The following is a 17,515-nucleotide window of genomic DNA, read 5'->3' on the forward strand; positions in this document are numbered from 1 at the left end:
TATATCGGCGATTTTTTAAATATATCGACTTACCGAAAATTAACGACAAAATCATCCCGCTATTTGCAGGTAGTCAGTACTAATAAAAGCTCCCATTCATCGCTCAAAAATAATCCGCTGCTTTGTTATTTCTTCCAACCTGCCTCGATCTACTTCATACTCACGTTCAATACTTTGCGGTACCCTTACTTTTCCGCCTTCAAGCATCACTTCTGGTGAAATGATATCCCTCTCCCAATGTCTACTAGAAGCAGATATATCTCCAGGAATCGTAAAGTTTGGCAATGAAGCGAGTGCAACATTTTGAGCTCGTGAAATCCCCATTTCTACCATGCCACCGCACCAAACTGGTATGTTATGCTCCATACAATAATTATGGATTTGAACGGACTCTGTTAATCCGCCCACTCGCCCTGGTTTAATATTAACGACGCGGCAACTGCCAAGCGTAATCGCAACACGTGCGTCTTCTAAACTATGGATGCTTTCATCTAAACAAATCGGTGTCTCAATTTTCTTTTGCAGTTGTGCATGATCCAGAAAATCGTAATCCGCTAACGGTTGTTCAATCATCATAAGCCTAAATTCATCTAGTCGTTTCAACTTCTCCGTATCCGCTAATGTATAAGCTGAATTTGCATCAGCCATTAACGGGATGTTCGGAAACTCTTTGCGAATTTCTTTCAGTAATTCGTAATCATGTTCTGGCTTTATTTTCACTTTAAAGCGCTCGTATCCTTCTTCCGCGTACTTCTCGATTTGCTTTAACATAACGGGAATTGTATTGATCCCAATCACAACGCCGACTTCAATTTCAGACCTATTTCCGCCAAGCAATATCGCTAACGACTGCTTTTGACGCTTCGCATATAAATCCCAAACAGCACCTTCAATTCCGGCCTTTGCCATTCGGTTTCTCTTTATATGTTTGAACAAAGACGGTACTTCATTCGGATGAGAGATTTCAGCTTTCAATAAATCTGGTAATAAAAAATCCTGAAGTACATGCAGCGCTGTCTTCACCGTTTCCTCCGTATACCACGGTTCAGAAAATGCAACGACTTCACCAAAACCAATGTATCCATCTGTATCTTCTAATTCAATGACGATACTTTCACGCTTTTCATAAGTCCCGTAACTTGCCGCAAACGGGATAATGAGCGGCATTTCCGTTATATAAAGTGTCGCTTTTTTTATTTCCACCTACATCTCCTCCACTAATTGTCTTAACTCTCGTCTTAACAATTTCTTCGAAGCATTTCGTGGTAATTCCTCTAAGAAACATGCTTTCTTCGGCACTTTATATTTCGCTAATTTCTCTTCGCAAAAACGAAGAATTTCTTCTTCTGTTACGTCTACACTTTTTACAACAAAAGCAGCTGGTACTTGTCCCCAACTTTCGTCAGCCATACCGACAACACCCGCTTCTGCTACCGCCGGATGAGAGAGCAATACTTCTTCAATTTGAGCTGGATATATATTTTCTCCGCCAGAAATAATTAAATCACTGCGGCGATCTAATACGTATAAAAATCCTTCTTCATCTAAATAACCGAGGTCACCAGTATGAAGCCATCCATTTCTGATCGCCTCATGCGTCGCATCTTCACGGTTAAAGTAGCCACCTGTTACGTTCGGTCCTTTTACTACAATTTCTCCTTCAACACGGGGCGGCACAACTACGCCGTCTTTTTCAATACGAAGCTGACACTGAAATAGTGGTTTTCCGGCTGATCCTACTTTCGTTAACATGTAATCTGCTGCTAACGTACAAATTTGCGATGATGTTTCTGTCATACCGTACGTTTGATACACAGGAATTCCTTTTTCCACACATGTTTCTAATAACGGCTTCGGTGCTGGTCCTCCCCCAAGTAACATGCATCGTAAAGAAGATGGATATGTACCTTCGCCAAGTCGTTCTAATAAATCTGTTAGCATTTTAGAAACGACAGAAATAATCGTAACGCCTCTCGTTTGAAGTGCTTTATGAATAAAATTAGCATCATATTTTGGAACGAGTAAAATGCGCATACCGTACATAATATTTTTCATTAAAAGAGATAACCCGCCCACGTGGAACATTGGCATACATGCTAACCAACAATCATCATCACGAAGCCCTAAATTAAGCGAAGAACCGACTGCACTTGCCCAGTGGTTACCGTATGTTAAAATAACGCCTTTCGGTTTCCCTGTCGTCCCTGACGTATAAATAATTGTCATCGCTTCTTCTAAAGAGAATTCTTCTTGTATAAATGCTTCCGCCTTCGGTCCTTGCATCACTTCAGCAAATGAACATACTGGAACATTTTCCGTCTCAAACTCTTGATCCGTCACTAAACAAACAACTTCCGCATCATCCATTTGCCAAAGTAGCTCTTCTCTTGAAAGACGCGTATTTAAAAGCACAGCTACTGCACCTATGTAAGATAGGGCGTGAATAACTGTAATCATCTCCATACCATTTTTCATCAGAACAGCCACCTTTTGCGCCCGCTTCACTCCTACATGCGTGAGGTGTTCACAAACAGATACTACTTTTTCATGCAGCTGCACGAAAGTAACCTTCTCTTCTTCAATTTCAATTGCAGTGCGATCAGGTGTTAAAAATGCACGTTGCATTAACCAATTCGGCATCGTCTCCATCACTCATTCTCCTTTCATGAAAGAAAGAGACCTGATATGACATCAAGTCTCTTAGTTGTTTTGTTTCCGGTGTGATCTTTTGGTTGCGTCTCACATTCTAAGCGAGCCGCTTCCGCTTTTGGTTTCATCCAGCTGCGCCTCCTAACCCCTTCCGTCTAAGAACCTTCCGCACGAGAAAGTAAAAAACACTTTCTGTGCGAAAGAACCTTAGCCTACGAGGCTAAACAGTCGGCTCCGCTTTTGATCACGGGAAACGAGGGAATTGACCGAAGTCCGGAGTGCGTTTTTCTTTGAACGCGTCGCGGCCTTCTTTTGCTTCGTCAGTTGTGTAGTACAATAACGTTGCGTCTCCAGCTAGTTGTTGAATACCAGCTAAACCGTCTGTGTCTGCGTTGAATGCAGCTTTTAGGAAACGAAGTGCCATTGGGCTGTTTGCTAAAATTTCTTGTGACCATTGTACTGTTTCTGCTTCAAGTTCTTCTAATGGTACTACTGTGTTTACTAAGCCCATATCAAGTGCTTCTTGTGCACTATATTGACGGCATAGGTACCAAATTTCACGGGCTTTCTTATGGCCTACCATACGAGCTAAATAACCAGCTCCGTATCCACCGTCAAAGCTTCCTACTTTAGGACCTGTTTGTCCGAATACAGCGTTGTCTGCAGCGATTGTTAAGTCACATACGATATGAAGTACGTGTCCACCACCAATTGCATAACCTGCTACCATTGCGATAACCGGTTTAGGGATTGCGCGAATTAGACGTTGTAAGTCTAATACGTTTAAACGTGGGATTTGGTCGTCACCTACATAGCCACCATGACCGCGAACTTTTTGGTCGCCGCCAGAACAGAATGCACGTCCACCTTCACCTGTTAAAATGATAACGCCAACATTTGCATCATCACGAGCGTGTGCAAAAGCATTGATTAACTCCATTACCGTTTTAGGACGGAATGCATTATGTACTTCAGGGCGGTTAATCGAAATCTTTGCGATGCCATTGTATGTTGAATAAATAATATCTTCGTAATTGCCTTCTTTTACCCATTCAATAGTCATTACTATTACCTCCTTTTATATTTCTGATCTCCGCTATAAGTGCAACTTCCTTCTTGCTGAAAAAAGTATCACTGCATAGTTTTTAGAAATCCCTTTACTATTGTATCAAACTTTTCCGGTTGTTCCACATGAATTGCATGGCCAGCCCCATCAATTTTGACAAATTTCGCATGAGGGATGCATTTTTTGATGTTTTTTAATAGGCGAAAGAACTTTTCATCGCTTTCTCCATTCATTAAAAGGACAGGCATTTTTAGGTTTTGCAATTCGTTCCACCATGAAGGTTGAGCCCCTGTTCCCATGCCGCGAAGACTATTTGCAAGTCCTTTTGGATCATTAGCAAGTCGTTCTTTTCGCACCGCTTCTTTTACGTTTTGCACTAAACGTTTTTGCGTTTCAAATAGCGGAATATTTTCCCACATCGACACAAAACTTCGGATGCCTTCTTGCTCAATTTTATCGGCAAGTCGTTCATCTTTTTCCTTGCGTTCTTTTCGCTCCTTTGCACTCTCAAGTCCAGCTGTACAGTTTTCTAAAAGAAGCGAACGCACATATTCTGGATATAAGCATGCCATCGTAATCGCAAGTCTACCACCCATTGAATAGCCAAGTATGTGCGCATTTTCAATATGAAGATGATCCAGTAGTTCTTTCATTTGCAGCGCCACATTTTGAATATCATAATGCGTCACATCTTCAGGACTTTCCGTTTTCCCGTGTCCAACAATGTCTACTAGAATGACTTGAAACTGCTCGCTCCAAGAAGGAATAAAGGAACCCCACGTTTCCATGCTTCCCGTAAAACCATGAAGAAGTAGAAGTGGTTCCCCGCTTCCGGCTACTTCATATTCATACGATACACCTTGCAATGTTACTTTCATTTTGATTCACCTTGCAAAGATGTAGTAATAACGTCCATTGTTTTTGCCCATAGTTCACGATGTAATTTCAAGTTTTCTTCGCGATTCGTACAAATTTCCACAACGTGTAATCCATTCGTTTTCGTTCCAGTTTGTACTTCTTCTCGGAAGTTTTCCCAACCATTTACACGGCTAAATGAACCACCATACATTTTGACAACATGTTCATAATCAAGCCCAATTGGTGTTCCAAATAATGATTCGAAATGTTCCTTTTTCTCGTATTGTGGTAAGAATGAGAAAATACCTCCACCATCATTATTTACAACAACAATCGTTATATTTAACTCATGTAGTTTCGCGGCTAATAGTCCGTTTAAATCGTGATAAAATGATAAATCACCGATTACTAATACGAGCGGATCACAAATAATACTCGCTCCTAAAGCTGTTGAAATGATTCCATCAATACCATTTACACCGCGGTTCGCCATTACTTGAATGTTTTTATCCGATGTGAAGAAAAATGAATCGGTATCGCGAATTGGCATACTATTACTCGCAAATAACGTTGCCCCTTCTGGTAATACACGTACAATATCCGTAATTACTTTTCCTTCAAACGCCGTTTCATATGTTTCCATCTCACGAAGCGTTTCTCTCGTTTTCTCGTTTATATGTTTCCACATTCCGAACCAATCATTCTTTTTCATAACTGGCATTTTCTCTAGTAATGCTCTGCAAAATTCACTGTCACTAGCTTGTACAACTTCTGTCGCAACTAGAGCTGGATCTCTCCATTGTCCAGATTCATCGACAACGATATGAACAGCTTTCGTTTGTTTTTTGATGAACTGCGTTAATGCTTTAGAGACAGGCATTCCTCCGAAACGAATTAAAACATTCGGCTTCCACGTTTCTTTTAACAATTCATTTCGTAAAAATGTATCGTAACAATCTATAACCATCGTTTTATCATGATTACCACTACGGAGGTTAGAAAGTGGATCTGCTAAAATTGGATACCCTGTTTTCTCAGCTACTTTCATAACAACTTCTGTTATTTCTGGATGACTGCCGTCTCCACAAATAATAAGCCCCTTTTCCATATGTGAAAGGCGCCCTACAAGAGAATCTACATATTCACTCGGCATCGTCACGTTCCCTTGCTGAACTACTCCTGTATATTCACCACGCCCTTTATCCCATAAACTTTCTAATGAGAAATCCGGTATAAGCGGCTCGCGAACTGGAAAATTAAGATGAACAGGTCCTTGCGGCGCTAGAAGTGCGCTTGCTATCGTACGCTGCGTTGTCATTCGAGCGTAATGATACATTGCTTCACTCGCTTCAGGAAGTGCCATCTCTGTAAATTGCTTCACAAAAGTACCGTATAAATTAAATTGATTCATCGCCTGTGGTGCACCCACATCTCTTAATTCATGCGGTCTATCCGCTGTTAATACGATAAGCGGCACTCGTGAATGAAACGCTTCACATACAGCTGGATAATAGTTCGCTGCTGCCGTCCCTGACGTACATAATAGCGCAACAGGACGTTTTTTTGCTTTCGCAATACCGAGCGCAAAAAATCCTGCTGATCTTTCGTCTACATGTAAATATGTTTTCATTCCTTCATGTTGTTCCATTAGTAAGGCAATCGGCGTTGACCGCGAGCCAGGACTAATGACAACATCACATACATTTAGACGCGTCAGTTCGTCCACGAACGCGCCTAAATAATATGATAATGCTTCTATATGATTGTTCATTTCATTAATTCCTCCAAAGCACCAAGCATCGGTCTAAACTTCAAACTTGTTTCTTCATATTCAAGCTGCGCTACTGAATCAATTACGATACCACAGCCGGCAAACAAGGATGCCTTCTCGCCATTTAATAATCCGCAGCGAAGTGCAACCGCAAATTCACCATTTCCTTCATCATCTATAAAGCCAATTGGTGCACCATATAATCCTCTATCTAAAAGCTCTACATCACGAATTAATTTCAACGCCTCATGACGAGGTGTACCACCAAGAGCTGGTGTTGGATGTAATTCTTCTACCATCGTTAAAAGACTTGCATCACCTTTTGCTTCTACTGGCGTATATAAATGGATTAAATTTTTCGTCGTTAATAAGCCTGGGCTCTCCGGAATATTAACAGATTCGCACTGCTCACTTAGCACACCTCGAATCATGTTAACTACATAACCGTGTTCAGCCAAATTCTTTTCATCATGAAGAAGCGTCTCACCATTTTGTTTACTTTCTTCTATAGAATTGCCATGACCAATTGAACCAGCAAGGCACATCGATGTGAACTTCTCGCCTTCTTTTCGAATCAATCGCTCAGGTGTCGCCCCTAAGAAGCATGCTCCTTTATAATCAAAAGAAAATACGTAACAATCCGGTTGCCCAATGCGAAGCGCTTCTAAAACAAGAACGGAATCAATATGCTGATCCATCGTTAATTTTAGCTCCCTTGCTAATACAACCTTCTGCACGTTCCCTTGCTTCATTTCATCTTGCACTTTTCCAATCGCGTTCATCCAGCCACTCGGATCAACTTCTACTTTAGAAGTAACTGTTAATTTTGATCCTACTAGTGCACATTTACTCTCTTGTAAAATTCTCTCTTCTACAGAAATAATTTCGTTATAAAGAGTTTCTGCACAATCTTCAGCTGAAACGAACTGATTAATCGTTAACCACGCCTTTTCATTTTTTACAGTTAATAAAAATGCTGGTAGTGAAAATGTGGTATCATCAAATTCTTTCCAAAGATTCGTTTTTTCTTTTTCTTGGTCAAATGAAAATCCACCAAATAAAAGAGGACCTGTTCCAAATTCGTATCCTTCTCTTTGTACGAATGCTTTCTCTTTTACTTTATCCCACTCGTCACGAGCAGTTTGAAAGCGTTTGTGAGAAGAATTTGCTATAGTGAAAACAGAGCCAATTCCAGCAAATATTACATGCTGAGCTGGGTCTGCAAAATAACATCTATTTTCGAATGCGATCCTTTTTCCTGCTGCATAAAACAGAAGTGGATCCACCCAATCTATTTGTTTTACAAAACTAACTAATGTTTTTTCATCAGTCGTACGCTTAATAGCTGTAACAAGAACTTCTTGTAAGCCTTTTCGTTTCGTTTGAATCACAATTGTCTCCCCCCTATGGGCGAAAAATAGTCATAATTACGCTTGATTTTAAGATACACCTCAAAGGAAAGGCCTGTCAACGTTTAGCATTTCTGAGAAATTCACCTTCTCTTCCTAGAAAATAAACGTTGACACTAAATGATGCTTTTTCTACACTTAATTGTGTACAATATGTGACCAAGGAGGATTCAACATGGAAATGAACGTCGAAACGAATTCCTCTCCTACGGCGCCAAAGCCAAGTAAACAAACAGGCTGGCGAATTTGGTGGAGTTTATTACGTCCCCATACATTAACAGCAGCTTTCGTTCCTGTTTTCATCGGAACAGCTTTTGCAATGCAGGTCGGAGGTATAAATCAAATACATCTTCCTCTTTTCTTTATGATGCTTCTTGCTTGCCTTCTCATTCAAGCAGCAACGAACATGTTTAATGAATACTTTGATTATAAAAGAGGACTCGATCATGAAGGTTCAGTTGGAATCGGAGGTGCTATCGTCCGCGATGGCATTAAACCAAAAACCGTGCTTAACTTAGCATTCGGATTTTTAGGCATCGCAACGCTATTAGGTGTTTATATTTGTATGAACTCTAGCTGGTGGCTTGCTGCAATCGGTCTTGTTTGTATGGCCGTTGCTTACCTTTACACTGGTGGCCCCATTCCAATTGCGTACACACCATTTGGAGAGCTAACAGCAGGATTATTTATGGGTGTCATTATTATTGGTATTTCATTCTTTATCCAAACAGGGGCAGTAACATCAGAAGTGATTTTATTATCTATTCCAAGCTCCATTTTAATTGGTGCAATTTTACTATCTAACAATATTCGTGATTTAGATGGTGATAAAGAAAATGGTCGTAAAACGTTAGCAATTCTCGTTGGACGCGAAAGAGCCGTTGGTGTACTTGCTTCTATGTTTATCGTTGCCTACATTTGGACAATCGCTTTAATCATCGTTAACATCGTATCACCATGGATGCTTATCGTATTCTTAAGTGTACCGAAAGCATTTAAAGCGACGAAAGGCTTTATCGGCAAAAGCATTCCAATGGAAATGGTACCTGCGATGATTTCAACAGCAAAAACAAATACAATTTTCGGTCTCCTAATGGGAATCGGATTATTGCTTGGATACTTCCTATAGAAAGGAGCTGCTTATGCGGCTCCTTTTTTCATATACCAATTTCCCGGCTGAAATTCATCTCATAATTCCTACTCTCAACGCTCATACTATATAAAGAAACTGAATTGTAGGAAGGTGGACGACTATGTTAACTCCACAACAAATAAATCAATTTAAATCTATTCTAGAAAAACAACAGCAAGAAGTTGAACAAACGATACAAACTCATGAAGATGAAAACCGTGCATCTGAACGTGATTCAGTAGGAGAATTGTCTGGCTATGACAACCATCCAGGTGATATGGCTACAGAATTGTACGAACGTGAGAAAGATTTCGGACTCATCGAATTTTGGCATAAACAGTTAGAAGATACGAAACATGCTCTGCAAAAAATTGAAGCTGGTACGTACGGAATTTGCGAAGTGTCTGGTGAGGAAATTCCATTTGAAAGATTAGAAGCAATGCCAACTGCTACAACGTGTATTCAGCACACTACAAATAAATTAGATATGCAGACGCGCCCAGTTGAAGAAGAGGTGCTAGATCCTTCGTTTCATAAGCACGACGAAGATCATTCTGTAGAGTACGATGCTGAAGATGCTTGGCAAGACGTCGCAAATTACGGAACATCAGAAACACCATCCGATTTAGAAAGACAGGATTCAAAAAACTATAATGGCATGTACGTAAATAGTGAAGAAAATGTTGGGTATGTAGAGGATTTCGAAAACTTTATTGGAACAGATATGTATGGAAAAAACCCACAAGTTTTCGCAACAGAAGAACATGAAGAATATGAACAATTGCTTGATGACTTTGAAGAACGCACCTTTAAAGGTGAATTATCTTCAGATGAGTCTGGTTCTAAAGCATAAAAAAAGCATTCCGAAATTCGGAATGCTTTTTTTCGCTAGCTAATTAGTTTTTTGTAACGTTAGCTGCTTGTGGTCCGCGGTTTCCATCAACGATTTCGAAAGAAACTTCTTGACCTTCTTCTAAAGTTTTGAAGCCGTCGCCTTGAATAGCTGAGAAATGTACGAATACGTCTTCTCCGCCTTCAACTTCGATGAAGCCAAAACCTTTTTCGCCGTTAAACCATTTAACTTTACCTGTTTGCATGTCATGTACCTCCTAAATAAAAATGAAACTATGAATCCACATGAAAAGGTGGATATAAAGGACATGAATGTATAACAAGCTTACAGCCTTTAATACAACGTGCTTTATTTCCGTACCACATTATGTAGCTCAATAGTGTTTTCACTATATCATGCTATATCAAAAACGTCAAATGAGAACACTTTCGTCCCATCGTTTTTTATAATTCTAGTATAACCTTAAATTTTCATTCTATTTTTATTCAAAAATTAATAAAACTACAGTATTCTAATTCCTTTGATTTCTGTACAATATAATTACTACATATGATGAGGTGAAAAAATGCAAGCACATGAAATCGAGTATAAGTTATATGGCGATGATATGCAGTTTGTTGAAATTGAATTGGATCCAGAAGAAAGCGTTGTCGCAGAGGCTGGCGCAATGATGATGATGGAAGATCATATCGAAATGGAAACGATTTTCGGTGATGGTTCTGGACCATCTAGTGGTCTATTCGGTAAATTAATGGGCGCAGGTAAACGTCTCGTTACAGGTGAAAGTATGTTTATGACTGTATTTACAAATACAGGTCATGGCAAACGACACGTATCATTCGCCGCTCCTTATCCTGGAAAAATTATTCCTGTTGATTTAACAGAATATCAAGGAAAAGTAGTCTGCCAAAAAGATGCATTTCTTTGTGCCGCAAAAGGTGTTTCTATCGGAATTGAGTTTACTAAAAAAATAGGAACTGGTTTCTTCGGTGGTGAAGGTTTCATCATGCAGAAACTTGAAGGTGATGGTCTAGCTTTCATGCATGCAGGCGGAACTGTATATAAGCGTGAATTGAAACCTGGCGAGAAACTTCGCATTGATACAGGTTGTCTCGTTGCAATGACGAAAGATGTTAACTACGATGTTCAATTCGTTGGAAAAGTAAAAACGGCTCTATTTGGCGGCGAAGGTTTATTCTTCGCAACGCTAGAAGGTCCTGGAACGGTTTGGATTCAGTCCTTAACACTTAGCCGCTTAGCAGCACGTCTTACAAGCCCAGCAGCTCAAAACAGCGGTGAAGGTAGCGTTTTAGGCGGACTTGGTCGCCTTTTAGATGGGAAAGAGTAAAACACTAAAAACAGATAGTGCCCTTCATAGGGAACTATCTGTTTATTTTTGACTGTATAAACCATTTTTAATTATGTAATATTCCATCGTAATACTGTAGTGTTCGTATTGATATACCTGTTCTCTTTGAAAACTCACCAATTGAATAGCCTTCCTTTTTGCTCATCCTACACTCCTCCTAACAATATGTTTACAAAAATCATACTCCCTCACGTAACTGTAGGTTCAAGCCTTTTTTCAAAAAGAATGAATCAAGTCCCTCACTGCATATATTGAACTATACCTTTTCTTAAGGAGGGCTTTCTCGATGCGTACTCCTTTATCCTTTGATAAAGATACTGCTATATTGTTAGCATCTTGCTGCGAGTTAACGTATGAACAATATAAACAAAATGGCATTTTCGAAATACCCGATGGGTTCCAATATGTACAAGGGTTTCAAGGAAAGGCCATTCAAAAGACAGAATGGTTCGGATTCATATTAGAATCTGAGGATACGATTATTGTAGCTTTTAGGGGCACACAAACAGATACAGATTGGATTATCGATTCACTCGTCAACCAAAGACCATACCCATACGCTTTAAATAGCGGAAATGTTCATAACGGCTTTCTTTCAATTTATGAATCTTGCCGGGATTCTATTATGGATATGCTCGTGTCATTACCAGCCCATAAGAAACTTCTTGCAACAGGCCATAGCTTAGGCGGCGCGCTCGCCACACTACATATACTCGATGCGCGTATCAACACCGCCTTCGCACAGTACGGTCTTTATACATTTGCCTCTCCCAAAGTGGGCGATATTGCATTTCGTAATTATTATAAACTACAAGTAGCTAGTAGCTTTCGCTTTGTTAATTTATTTGATGTCGTTCCTCTTCTCCCTCCGCGCAATGTCCATTTTAATGAACAAGACTGGGAATATGCACATGTTCATCACAACATGACTTTTACAAAGAACACAAAATCTATTGCAAATAATCATGCCATGACAACATACAAAACATGTCTGACTTCTCATTTTTAACCAGCAAACAATTGGAAATTAAATATCCTTATACTATAATAATATATGAAATTATTTTTTGGATGAGGGGACCTTACATGCTAAAATTTATCTTTGCACTTTTTCTCATTGTAATTTTTACGTTTACGGGTTTCTTTACATTTTCATACTTTGCGACTGGAGAATATGGTGGAACAGGTATCATGTATACTGCCATCCCATTTCCTTCTTAAGCAAAAACGGAAAAACGAGCTTAATGAGATTAAGCTCGTTTTTTAGCAATTATATTCCTCTTTTAAAAGTGAATACACTTTAGCGTCCCTATACGTATTATTCATTTTTACACTTTGTCTCCATGAATAAAAGTCCCTTCAAAAGGGACTTTCACTTAATACTGTGTAACCGCATTACCAATACTCCAAATCTCATTACTATACTGTAAAATCGTTCGATCACTCGCAAAATGACCAGACTGTGCAATATTTAAAATCGACATTTCTAACCACTTCGTTCGGTTCTCATAGGCTCTACCAACAGCTTCTTGCCTTTCCGCATATGGACCAAAATCTCGCAGAACGAAGTATTCATCATTTTGAATTACGAGAGAATCATAAATCGCTTCAAATTCAGCTCCCGAATGTGCAAAGAAACCATTCGTTAACTGATCTACTACTTTTTTAATATGCATATTGTGGTGATAATAGTCACTTGCACGATATCCACCGTTTTGGTAGTAATGAAGAACCTCATCCGCTGTTAAGCCGAAAATGAAGCAGGCATCATCACCGACCCGGTCTTTTATTTCAATATTAGCTCCATCTAACGTTCCGAGTGTAATTGCACCATTCATCATGAATTTCATGTTACCTGTTCCCGATGCTTCTTTACTTGCAGTTGAAATTTGTTCACTTACATCTGCCGCCGGGAATATATCTTCCGCTAAAGAAACTCGGTAGTTTTCTAGAAAGATAACTTTCATAAATTGACTTACGTACGGATCGGTATTCACTTTTCTTGCAAGCTCATTTATTAATTTAATAATTTTCTTCGCATAATAATAGCCAGGTGATGCTTTCGCTCCAAAAATAAAAGTACGCGGGTAAAATGAAAAACTAGTATCCTCTTTTAAACGATTATACAAGTACAAAATATGAAGAACATTTAATAACTGTCGTTTATAAGCATGTAGCCTTTTCACTTGCACATCAAAAATAGAATTTGGATCAATAGTGATCCCCATTTTATTATGAATGCTCTCCGCTAAAATAATCTTACGCTCTTGTTTTACCCCTGCAAGCTTTTCTTGAAAACTAGTATCATGTATGAAGTTTTGCAGTGCTTGCAGCTTAATCGGCTCTTTCTTCCATTCTTCTCCAATCGCTTCCGAAATAAGATTCGTCAGCTGTGGATTCGCCTTCATTAGCCAGCGCCTATGAGCAATTCCATTCGTTTTATTATTAAACTTATCTGGATAAAATTCATAGAACAATCGCATTTCACGCTGCTTTAAAATTTCTGTATGAATTTTCGCCACACCGTTAACGCTATGGCTACCAACAATCGCTAAATGAGCCATTTTCACAAGGTCATGCGCAATAATGGCCATGTCCTCAATACGCTTCCAATCGTACGAATAACGGTCCCAAAGCTCATGACAGAAACGTTCATTAATTTCTTCAATAATCATATAAATTCTCGGTAATAACGGTTTAAAAATGCGAATTGGCCATTTCTCAAGCGCTTCTGATAACGTCGTATGATTCGTATAGGAAATCGTCTGCATTGTTATGTGCCAAGCTTCTTCCCATGTCAATTTTTCTTCGTCTAATAAAATACGCATAAGTTCTGGAATTGCTAGAACCGGATGTGTATCGTTTATATGAATCGCGATTTTTTCATGTAACTGACGAAGACTACCGTGTCTCTCCCTATGCATACGAACGATATTTTGCAAACTTGCTGATACGAGGAAATACTGTTGTTTTAAACGAAGTATTTTCCCCTCATCATGCGTATCATCTGGATATAAAAACTCCGATACGGCCTCTGTTTCACGCTTATATTTCAAAATATCTTTACAATTTTGCGGGAAAGGAACTGGCTCCGCATTCCAAAGCCGAAGCGTATTTACAGTACTCGTTTCATACCCTACAACTGGAACGTCATATGGTACTGCCATAATAACTTCTGCATTTGTATGCCTGAACTCTAAACGTCCATCAATTTCTAGTGGTTCAACGTTTCCAAAATAACTTACTTCTACGGCTTGGTCATACCTTCTTACTTCCCAAACGTTTTCATGAAGAAGCCACTGTTCTGGAAATTCTACTTGATAGCCATCAACAATTTTTTGATCAAACAGACCATGCTTATAACGAATACCACAGCCATGTCCTGGTAAGTTTAAAGAAGCGAGTGAATCGAGGAAACAGGCTGCTAAACGTCCAAGTCCACCGTTACCAAGGCCAGCATCTGCTTCAATCTCTTCTAACTCGTGCAAAGAAATTCCAAGTTCAAAAAGTCCTTTTTCACATACATCTCGAATGCCTAAATTTAATATGTTACTGCCTAACAAACGCCCAAGTAAAAACTCAATGGATAAATAATACATTTGTTTTTGATCTCCAGAACGATAACTTTCATTCGTTGCAATCCATTGACTATTCATATACTCACGTACCATATGACCGAGCGTATTATACTGATCACGAGTTGTAGAATCTTTGAAACTTTTCCCATACATCGTTTCTAATTTTTCTAAAAAAGCGGATTTGAAGCTTTCAACATGAGTAAACATTTTTTCACCACCTCAATGTTATTCCATGAGACTTTTATACAATTTCTTGTATGCAAGAGCAGATTTCCCCCAGCTATAATCTTCAGTCATCGCTTGCTTTACAAGCTTATCCCATACCGGTTTATCTTGATAAAACTCAATTGCACGAAGAATCGTATGTAACATGTCATGCGCATTAAAATTCGTAAAGCTAAAGCCATTCCCAATTCCAGTGTCCTCATCGTAAGAATGTACAGTATCATTTAATCCGCCTGTTTCTCTTACAATTGGAATCGTGCCATATGCTAGCGCAATAAGTTGTCCAAGTCCACACGGTTCAAACAGCGATGGCATTAAAAACAAATCGCTTCCCGCGTACACTTGGTGCGCTAACGCTTCATTAAACCCAATATATACTTTTACCTTTTCTGGATACTCGTATGCCATCCATTCAAAGAACTGCTCGTATTCAGAATCGCCTGATCCTAAAATAATACATTGTACATCTTCTTCCATTATTTCACGGAATACAGTACGTACTAGATCAAGCCCCTTTTGTTTCGTTAATCGTGTTACCATCGAAATAACTGGTGTATCTTCTTTTTCTGGTAAACCAAAATAACGCTGCAATGCGCGTTTATTTTCATTCTTTTCATCTAGCGATTCTGCACTATACTGAGCCGTAATATATGGATCTGTTTCTGGATTATATACGCTCGTATCAATTCCATTTACAATGCCACTAAGCTTATCATTATATTTTCGTAGCAATCCATCTAACTTCTCACCGAAAAACTCATATTGAATCTCTTCTTTATATGTCGGGCTAACCGCTGTAATTTGGTCAGATGCGATAATACCGCCTTTCATAAAGTTCACGTTTCCATAAAACTCAAGCTGTTCACTATGAAGATATTCATGACCAAGCTCCAGTAAGTCGTACATCACTTCAGGAGGAAACACACCTTGGAACTGCAAGTTATGAATCGTATATACCGTTTTAATATGCTCATATAACGGGTTATCTTGATACTTTTCACGAAGTAAGAAATTAACCATAGCTGTATGCCAATCATGGCTATGAAGAACATCTACTTCGAAATCAAGATGCGGAATACACTCTAAAACTGCTTTTGAAAAATAAGAAAAACGCTCCCCATCATCATAATGGCCATATAGAGAATCTCTCTTAAAATAATATTCATTATCTATTAAGTAATACGTAATCCCGTCCTGCTCACCTTTTAAAATCCCGCAATATTGATTTCTCCATCCAAGAGGAACGTTAATTACTTTATGAAGCGTACATCCTTCTCTTAACTCTTTCGGGATAAGACTGTAGTTTGGAAGTATAATGCGAACATTCACTCCTAATTTTTTTAATTCTTTTGGAAGCGCTCCTGCTACATCAGCTAGACCTCCGGATTTAATAAACGGTACACATTCTGATACTGCAAATAAAATATTCACCTGTTGTTCCACTGCACGAAAAGCGTATACATCATAAATCGCTCTTCTTACAGCTTCCTCCCTTCAAGTTTTCATATAGAGTAAAACCTTAATTAGTGGGGGTTTTCTAAATCCCCCACTAATTATGCACCTGCTATTTACGAATAACTGCTGATTGTACTATTTTGTACACTACCTTTTTCTACAACATATGGCTCATCAGCACTTCCTTTTAACACTACGCCGTCGCCAAGTTTCACATCTTTATCAATAATAACACCGTCTATTATGCAATTATCTCCAATTTTGCTCTTTTGCATAATAATACTATTACGAACAATTGAACCTTTTCCAATTTTAACAGAACGGGAGATAACACTATTTTCCACTTCACCTTCAATAATACTACCGTTTGCAATCATCGTATTTTTCACTACTGCACCCTTCATATAACGAGTTGGCGGCTCATCTTTTACTTTCGTAAAGATTGGTGCTTCTTTCTTAAATAATTGCTTCCAAATAGTAGGCTGCAAAATTTCTAGACTATGCTTATAGTAACTTTCAATAGAATCAATACTAGCTACATATCCTGTATGCTCATACGTAGCAATATGCAGTGATTTCCCGCTCTTTTCTCTCACTACATCAAATAAACTGTATTGCTCCACATCTTTATATGTCTCAAATAAGTCTAGCAATAATTGTTTCTTTAACACATATGTTTGAAGCGAAACCCCTTCATGACAAACTTCAGTAATATCTGCAGACGTATGCATATGTCGCTCTAACACCGCTTGAAAGTTTAACGCTGTTACAAGATGGCTATTCGTAATAACAACATATTCTTCTCTGCTTCTTAGAAAATAATCAATATGTCTTCTAAAATGTGCAAAAGATCCAAATTCGTCATGATCACATTGGCAGTTCGGTGGGAATAAAAACAGTCCATCACGCTTTCTATCTAAATCCCACTGTTTTCCTGAACCGACATGATCCATTAAAGAACGATTTTTATGACTTGTAAAAACCGCCACGCTATGAATATTAGAATTCACCATATTTGAAAGCATGAAATCAATGAGGCGGTAACGGCCTCCAAACGGTAACGCCGCTAATGAACGATGCCCTGTTACTTTCTTTAAGGAAGGAAAACTTCCCGTTGCATTAATAATTCCTAACATTTTTTCTCCCATTC

15 protein-coding genes and 1 pseudogene are annotated in these 17,515 nt (G+C 38.9%); 5 read left to right on the forward strand and 11 right to left on the reverse strand.

Annotated features, from left to right (window positions below):
• Positions 1–96: 96 nt before the first annotated feature.
• From menC to MKY90_RS24835, 6 genes are all read right to left on the reverse strand, one after another.
• Positions 97–1,203: an o-succinylbenzoate synthase gene (gene menC / locus MKY90_RS24810; RefSeq protein WP_002034510.1), complete on the reverse strand. Its 1,107-nt coding sequence runs from the start codon at positions 1,201–1,203 to the stop codon at positions 97–99.
• Positions 1,204–2,649, reverse strand: coding sequence for an o-succinylbenzoate--CoA ligase (locus tag MKY90_RS24815; protein WP_098167657.1), 1,446 nt, complete (start codon positions 2,647–2,649; stop codon positions 1,204–1,206).
• 244 nt (positions 2,650–2,893) lie between these two features.
• The gene (menB, locus tag MKY90_RS24820; RefSeq protein WP_002089233.1) at positions 2,894–3,712 is read right to left on the reverse strand and encodes a 1,4-dihydroxy-2-naphthoyl-CoA synthase; all 819 of its coding nucleotides are present in this window, start codon (positions 3,710–3,712) and stop codon (positions 2,894–2,896) included.
• 68 nt (positions 3,713–3,780) lie between these two features.
• Positions 3,781–4,593 carry a 2-succinyl-6-hydroxy-2,4-cyclohexadiene-1-carboxylate synthase gene (gene menH, locus MKY90_RS24825; RefSeq protein WP_078205275.1) on the reverse strand — a complete coding sequence of 271 codons (813 nt, stop codon included), beginning with the start codon at positions 4,591–4,593 and terminating at the stop codon, positions 3,781–3,783.
• Entirely contained in the window at positions 4,590–6,344 is a 1,755-nt protein-coding gene (gene menD, locus MKY90_RS24830) for a 2-succinyl-5-enolpyruvyl-6-hydroxy-3-cyclohexene-1-carboxylic-acid synthase (RefSeq protein WP_002143569.1), read from the reverse strand. The genes menH and menD overlap by 4 nt, the downstream gene beginning before the upstream one ends.
• Entirely contained in the window at positions 6,341–7,735 is a 1,395-nt protein-coding gene (locus tag MKY90_RS24835; RefSeq protein ID WP_341092821.1) for an isochorismate synthase, read from the reverse strand. The genes menD and MKY90_RS24835 overlap by 4 nt, the downstream gene beginning before the upstream one ends.
• A gap of 193 nt (positions 7,736–7,928) precedes the next feature.
• Between MKY90_RS24835 and MKY90_RS24840 the strand changes: the two genes are divergently transcribed.
• Together MKY90_RS24840 and MKY90_RS24845 are read left to right on the forward strand one after the other, a co-directional pair.
• On the forward strand, positions 7,929–8,882 hold the full coding sequence (locus MKY90_RS24840; RefSeq protein ID WP_002015811.1) for a 1,4-dihydroxy-2-naphthoate polyprenyltransferase: 954 nt from the start codon (positions 7,929–7,931) through the stop codon (positions 8,880–8,882).
• A gap of 124 nt (positions 8,883–9,006) precedes the next feature.
• Entirely contained in the window at positions 9,007–9,738 is a 732-nt protein-coding gene (locus MKY90_RS24845) for a yteA family sporulation protein (protein ID WP_063218175.1), read from the forward strand.
• Between the two features lie 43 nt (positions 9,739–9,781).
• Here MKY90_RS24845 and cspD read toward each other — a convergent pair whose 3' ends face one another.
• Positions 9,782–9,982, reverse strand: a complete 201-nt coding sequence (cspD, locus tag MKY90_RS24850) for a cold-shock protein CspD (RefSeq protein WP_001193051.1) — start codon at positions 9,980–9,982, stop codon at positions 9,782–9,784.
• A gap of 321 nt (positions 9,983–10,303) precedes the next feature.
• Here cspD and MKY90_RS24855 point away from each other — a divergent pair, with 321 nt between their 5' ends.
• A complete protein-coding gene (locus MKY90_RS24855; protein ID WP_002191043.1) occupies positions 10,304–11,086 on the forward strand; it encodes a TIGR00266 family protein in 783 nt (260 codons plus the stop codon).
• A 79-nt stretch (positions 11,087–11,165) separates the two neighbouring features.
• Here MKY90_RS24855 and MKY90_RS24860 read toward each other — a convergent pair.
• Positions 11,166–11,252, reverse strand: a pseudogene (locus MKY90_RS24860) (MerR family DNA-binding transcriptional regulator); the annotation flags it as partial.
• A gap of 141 nt (positions 11,253–11,393) precedes the next feature.
• On the opposite strand from MKY90_RS24860, the gene MKY90_RS24865 reads away from it, so the two are divergent.
• Complete coding sequence (locus tag MKY90_RS24865; protein ID WP_063218177.1) at positions 11,394–12,116, forward strand: lipase family protein; 723 nt, start codon at positions 11,394–11,396, stop codon at positions 12,114–12,116.
• A 77-nt stretch (positions 12,117–12,193) separates the two neighbouring features.
• Positions 12,194–12,328, forward strand: a complete 135-nt coding sequence (locus MKY90_RS24870) for a hypothetical protein (protein WP_098167658.1) — start codon at positions 12,194–12,196, stop codon at positions 12,326–12,328.
• Between the two features lie 155 nt (positions 12,329–12,483).
• Here MKY90_RS24870 and glgP read toward each other — a convergent pair whose 3' ends face one another.
• The 3 genes from glgP to glgD form a co-directional block, all read right to left on the reverse strand.
• Positions 12,484–14,892: a glycogen phosphorylase gene (gene glgP, locus MKY90_RS24875; protein ID WP_341092824.1), complete on the reverse strand. Its 2,409-nt coding sequence runs from the start codon at positions 14,890–14,892 to the stop codon at positions 12,484–12,486.
• Between the two features lie 18 nt (positions 14,893–14,910).
• A complete protein-coding gene (gene glgA / locus MKY90_RS24880; RefSeq protein WP_040963129.1) occupies positions 14,911–16,341 on the reverse strand; it encodes a glycogen synthase GlgA in 1,431 nt (476 codons plus the stop codon).
• Between the two features lie 137 nt (positions 16,342–16,478).
• Complete coding sequence (gene glgD / locus MKY90_RS24885) at positions 16,479–17,513, reverse strand: glucose-1-phosphate adenylyltransferase subunit GlgD (RefSeq protein ID WP_341092825.1); 1,035 nt, start codon at positions 17,511–17,513, stop codon at positions 16,479–16,481.
• Positions 17,514–17,515 lie beyond the last annotated feature (2 nt).

It is taken from the genome of Bacillus sp. FSL P2-0099, from assembly GCF_038007445.1.
GTDB classification, from domain to species: Bacteria; Bacillota; Bacilli; order Bacillales; family Bacillaceae_G; genus Bacillus_A; species Bacillus_A mycoides.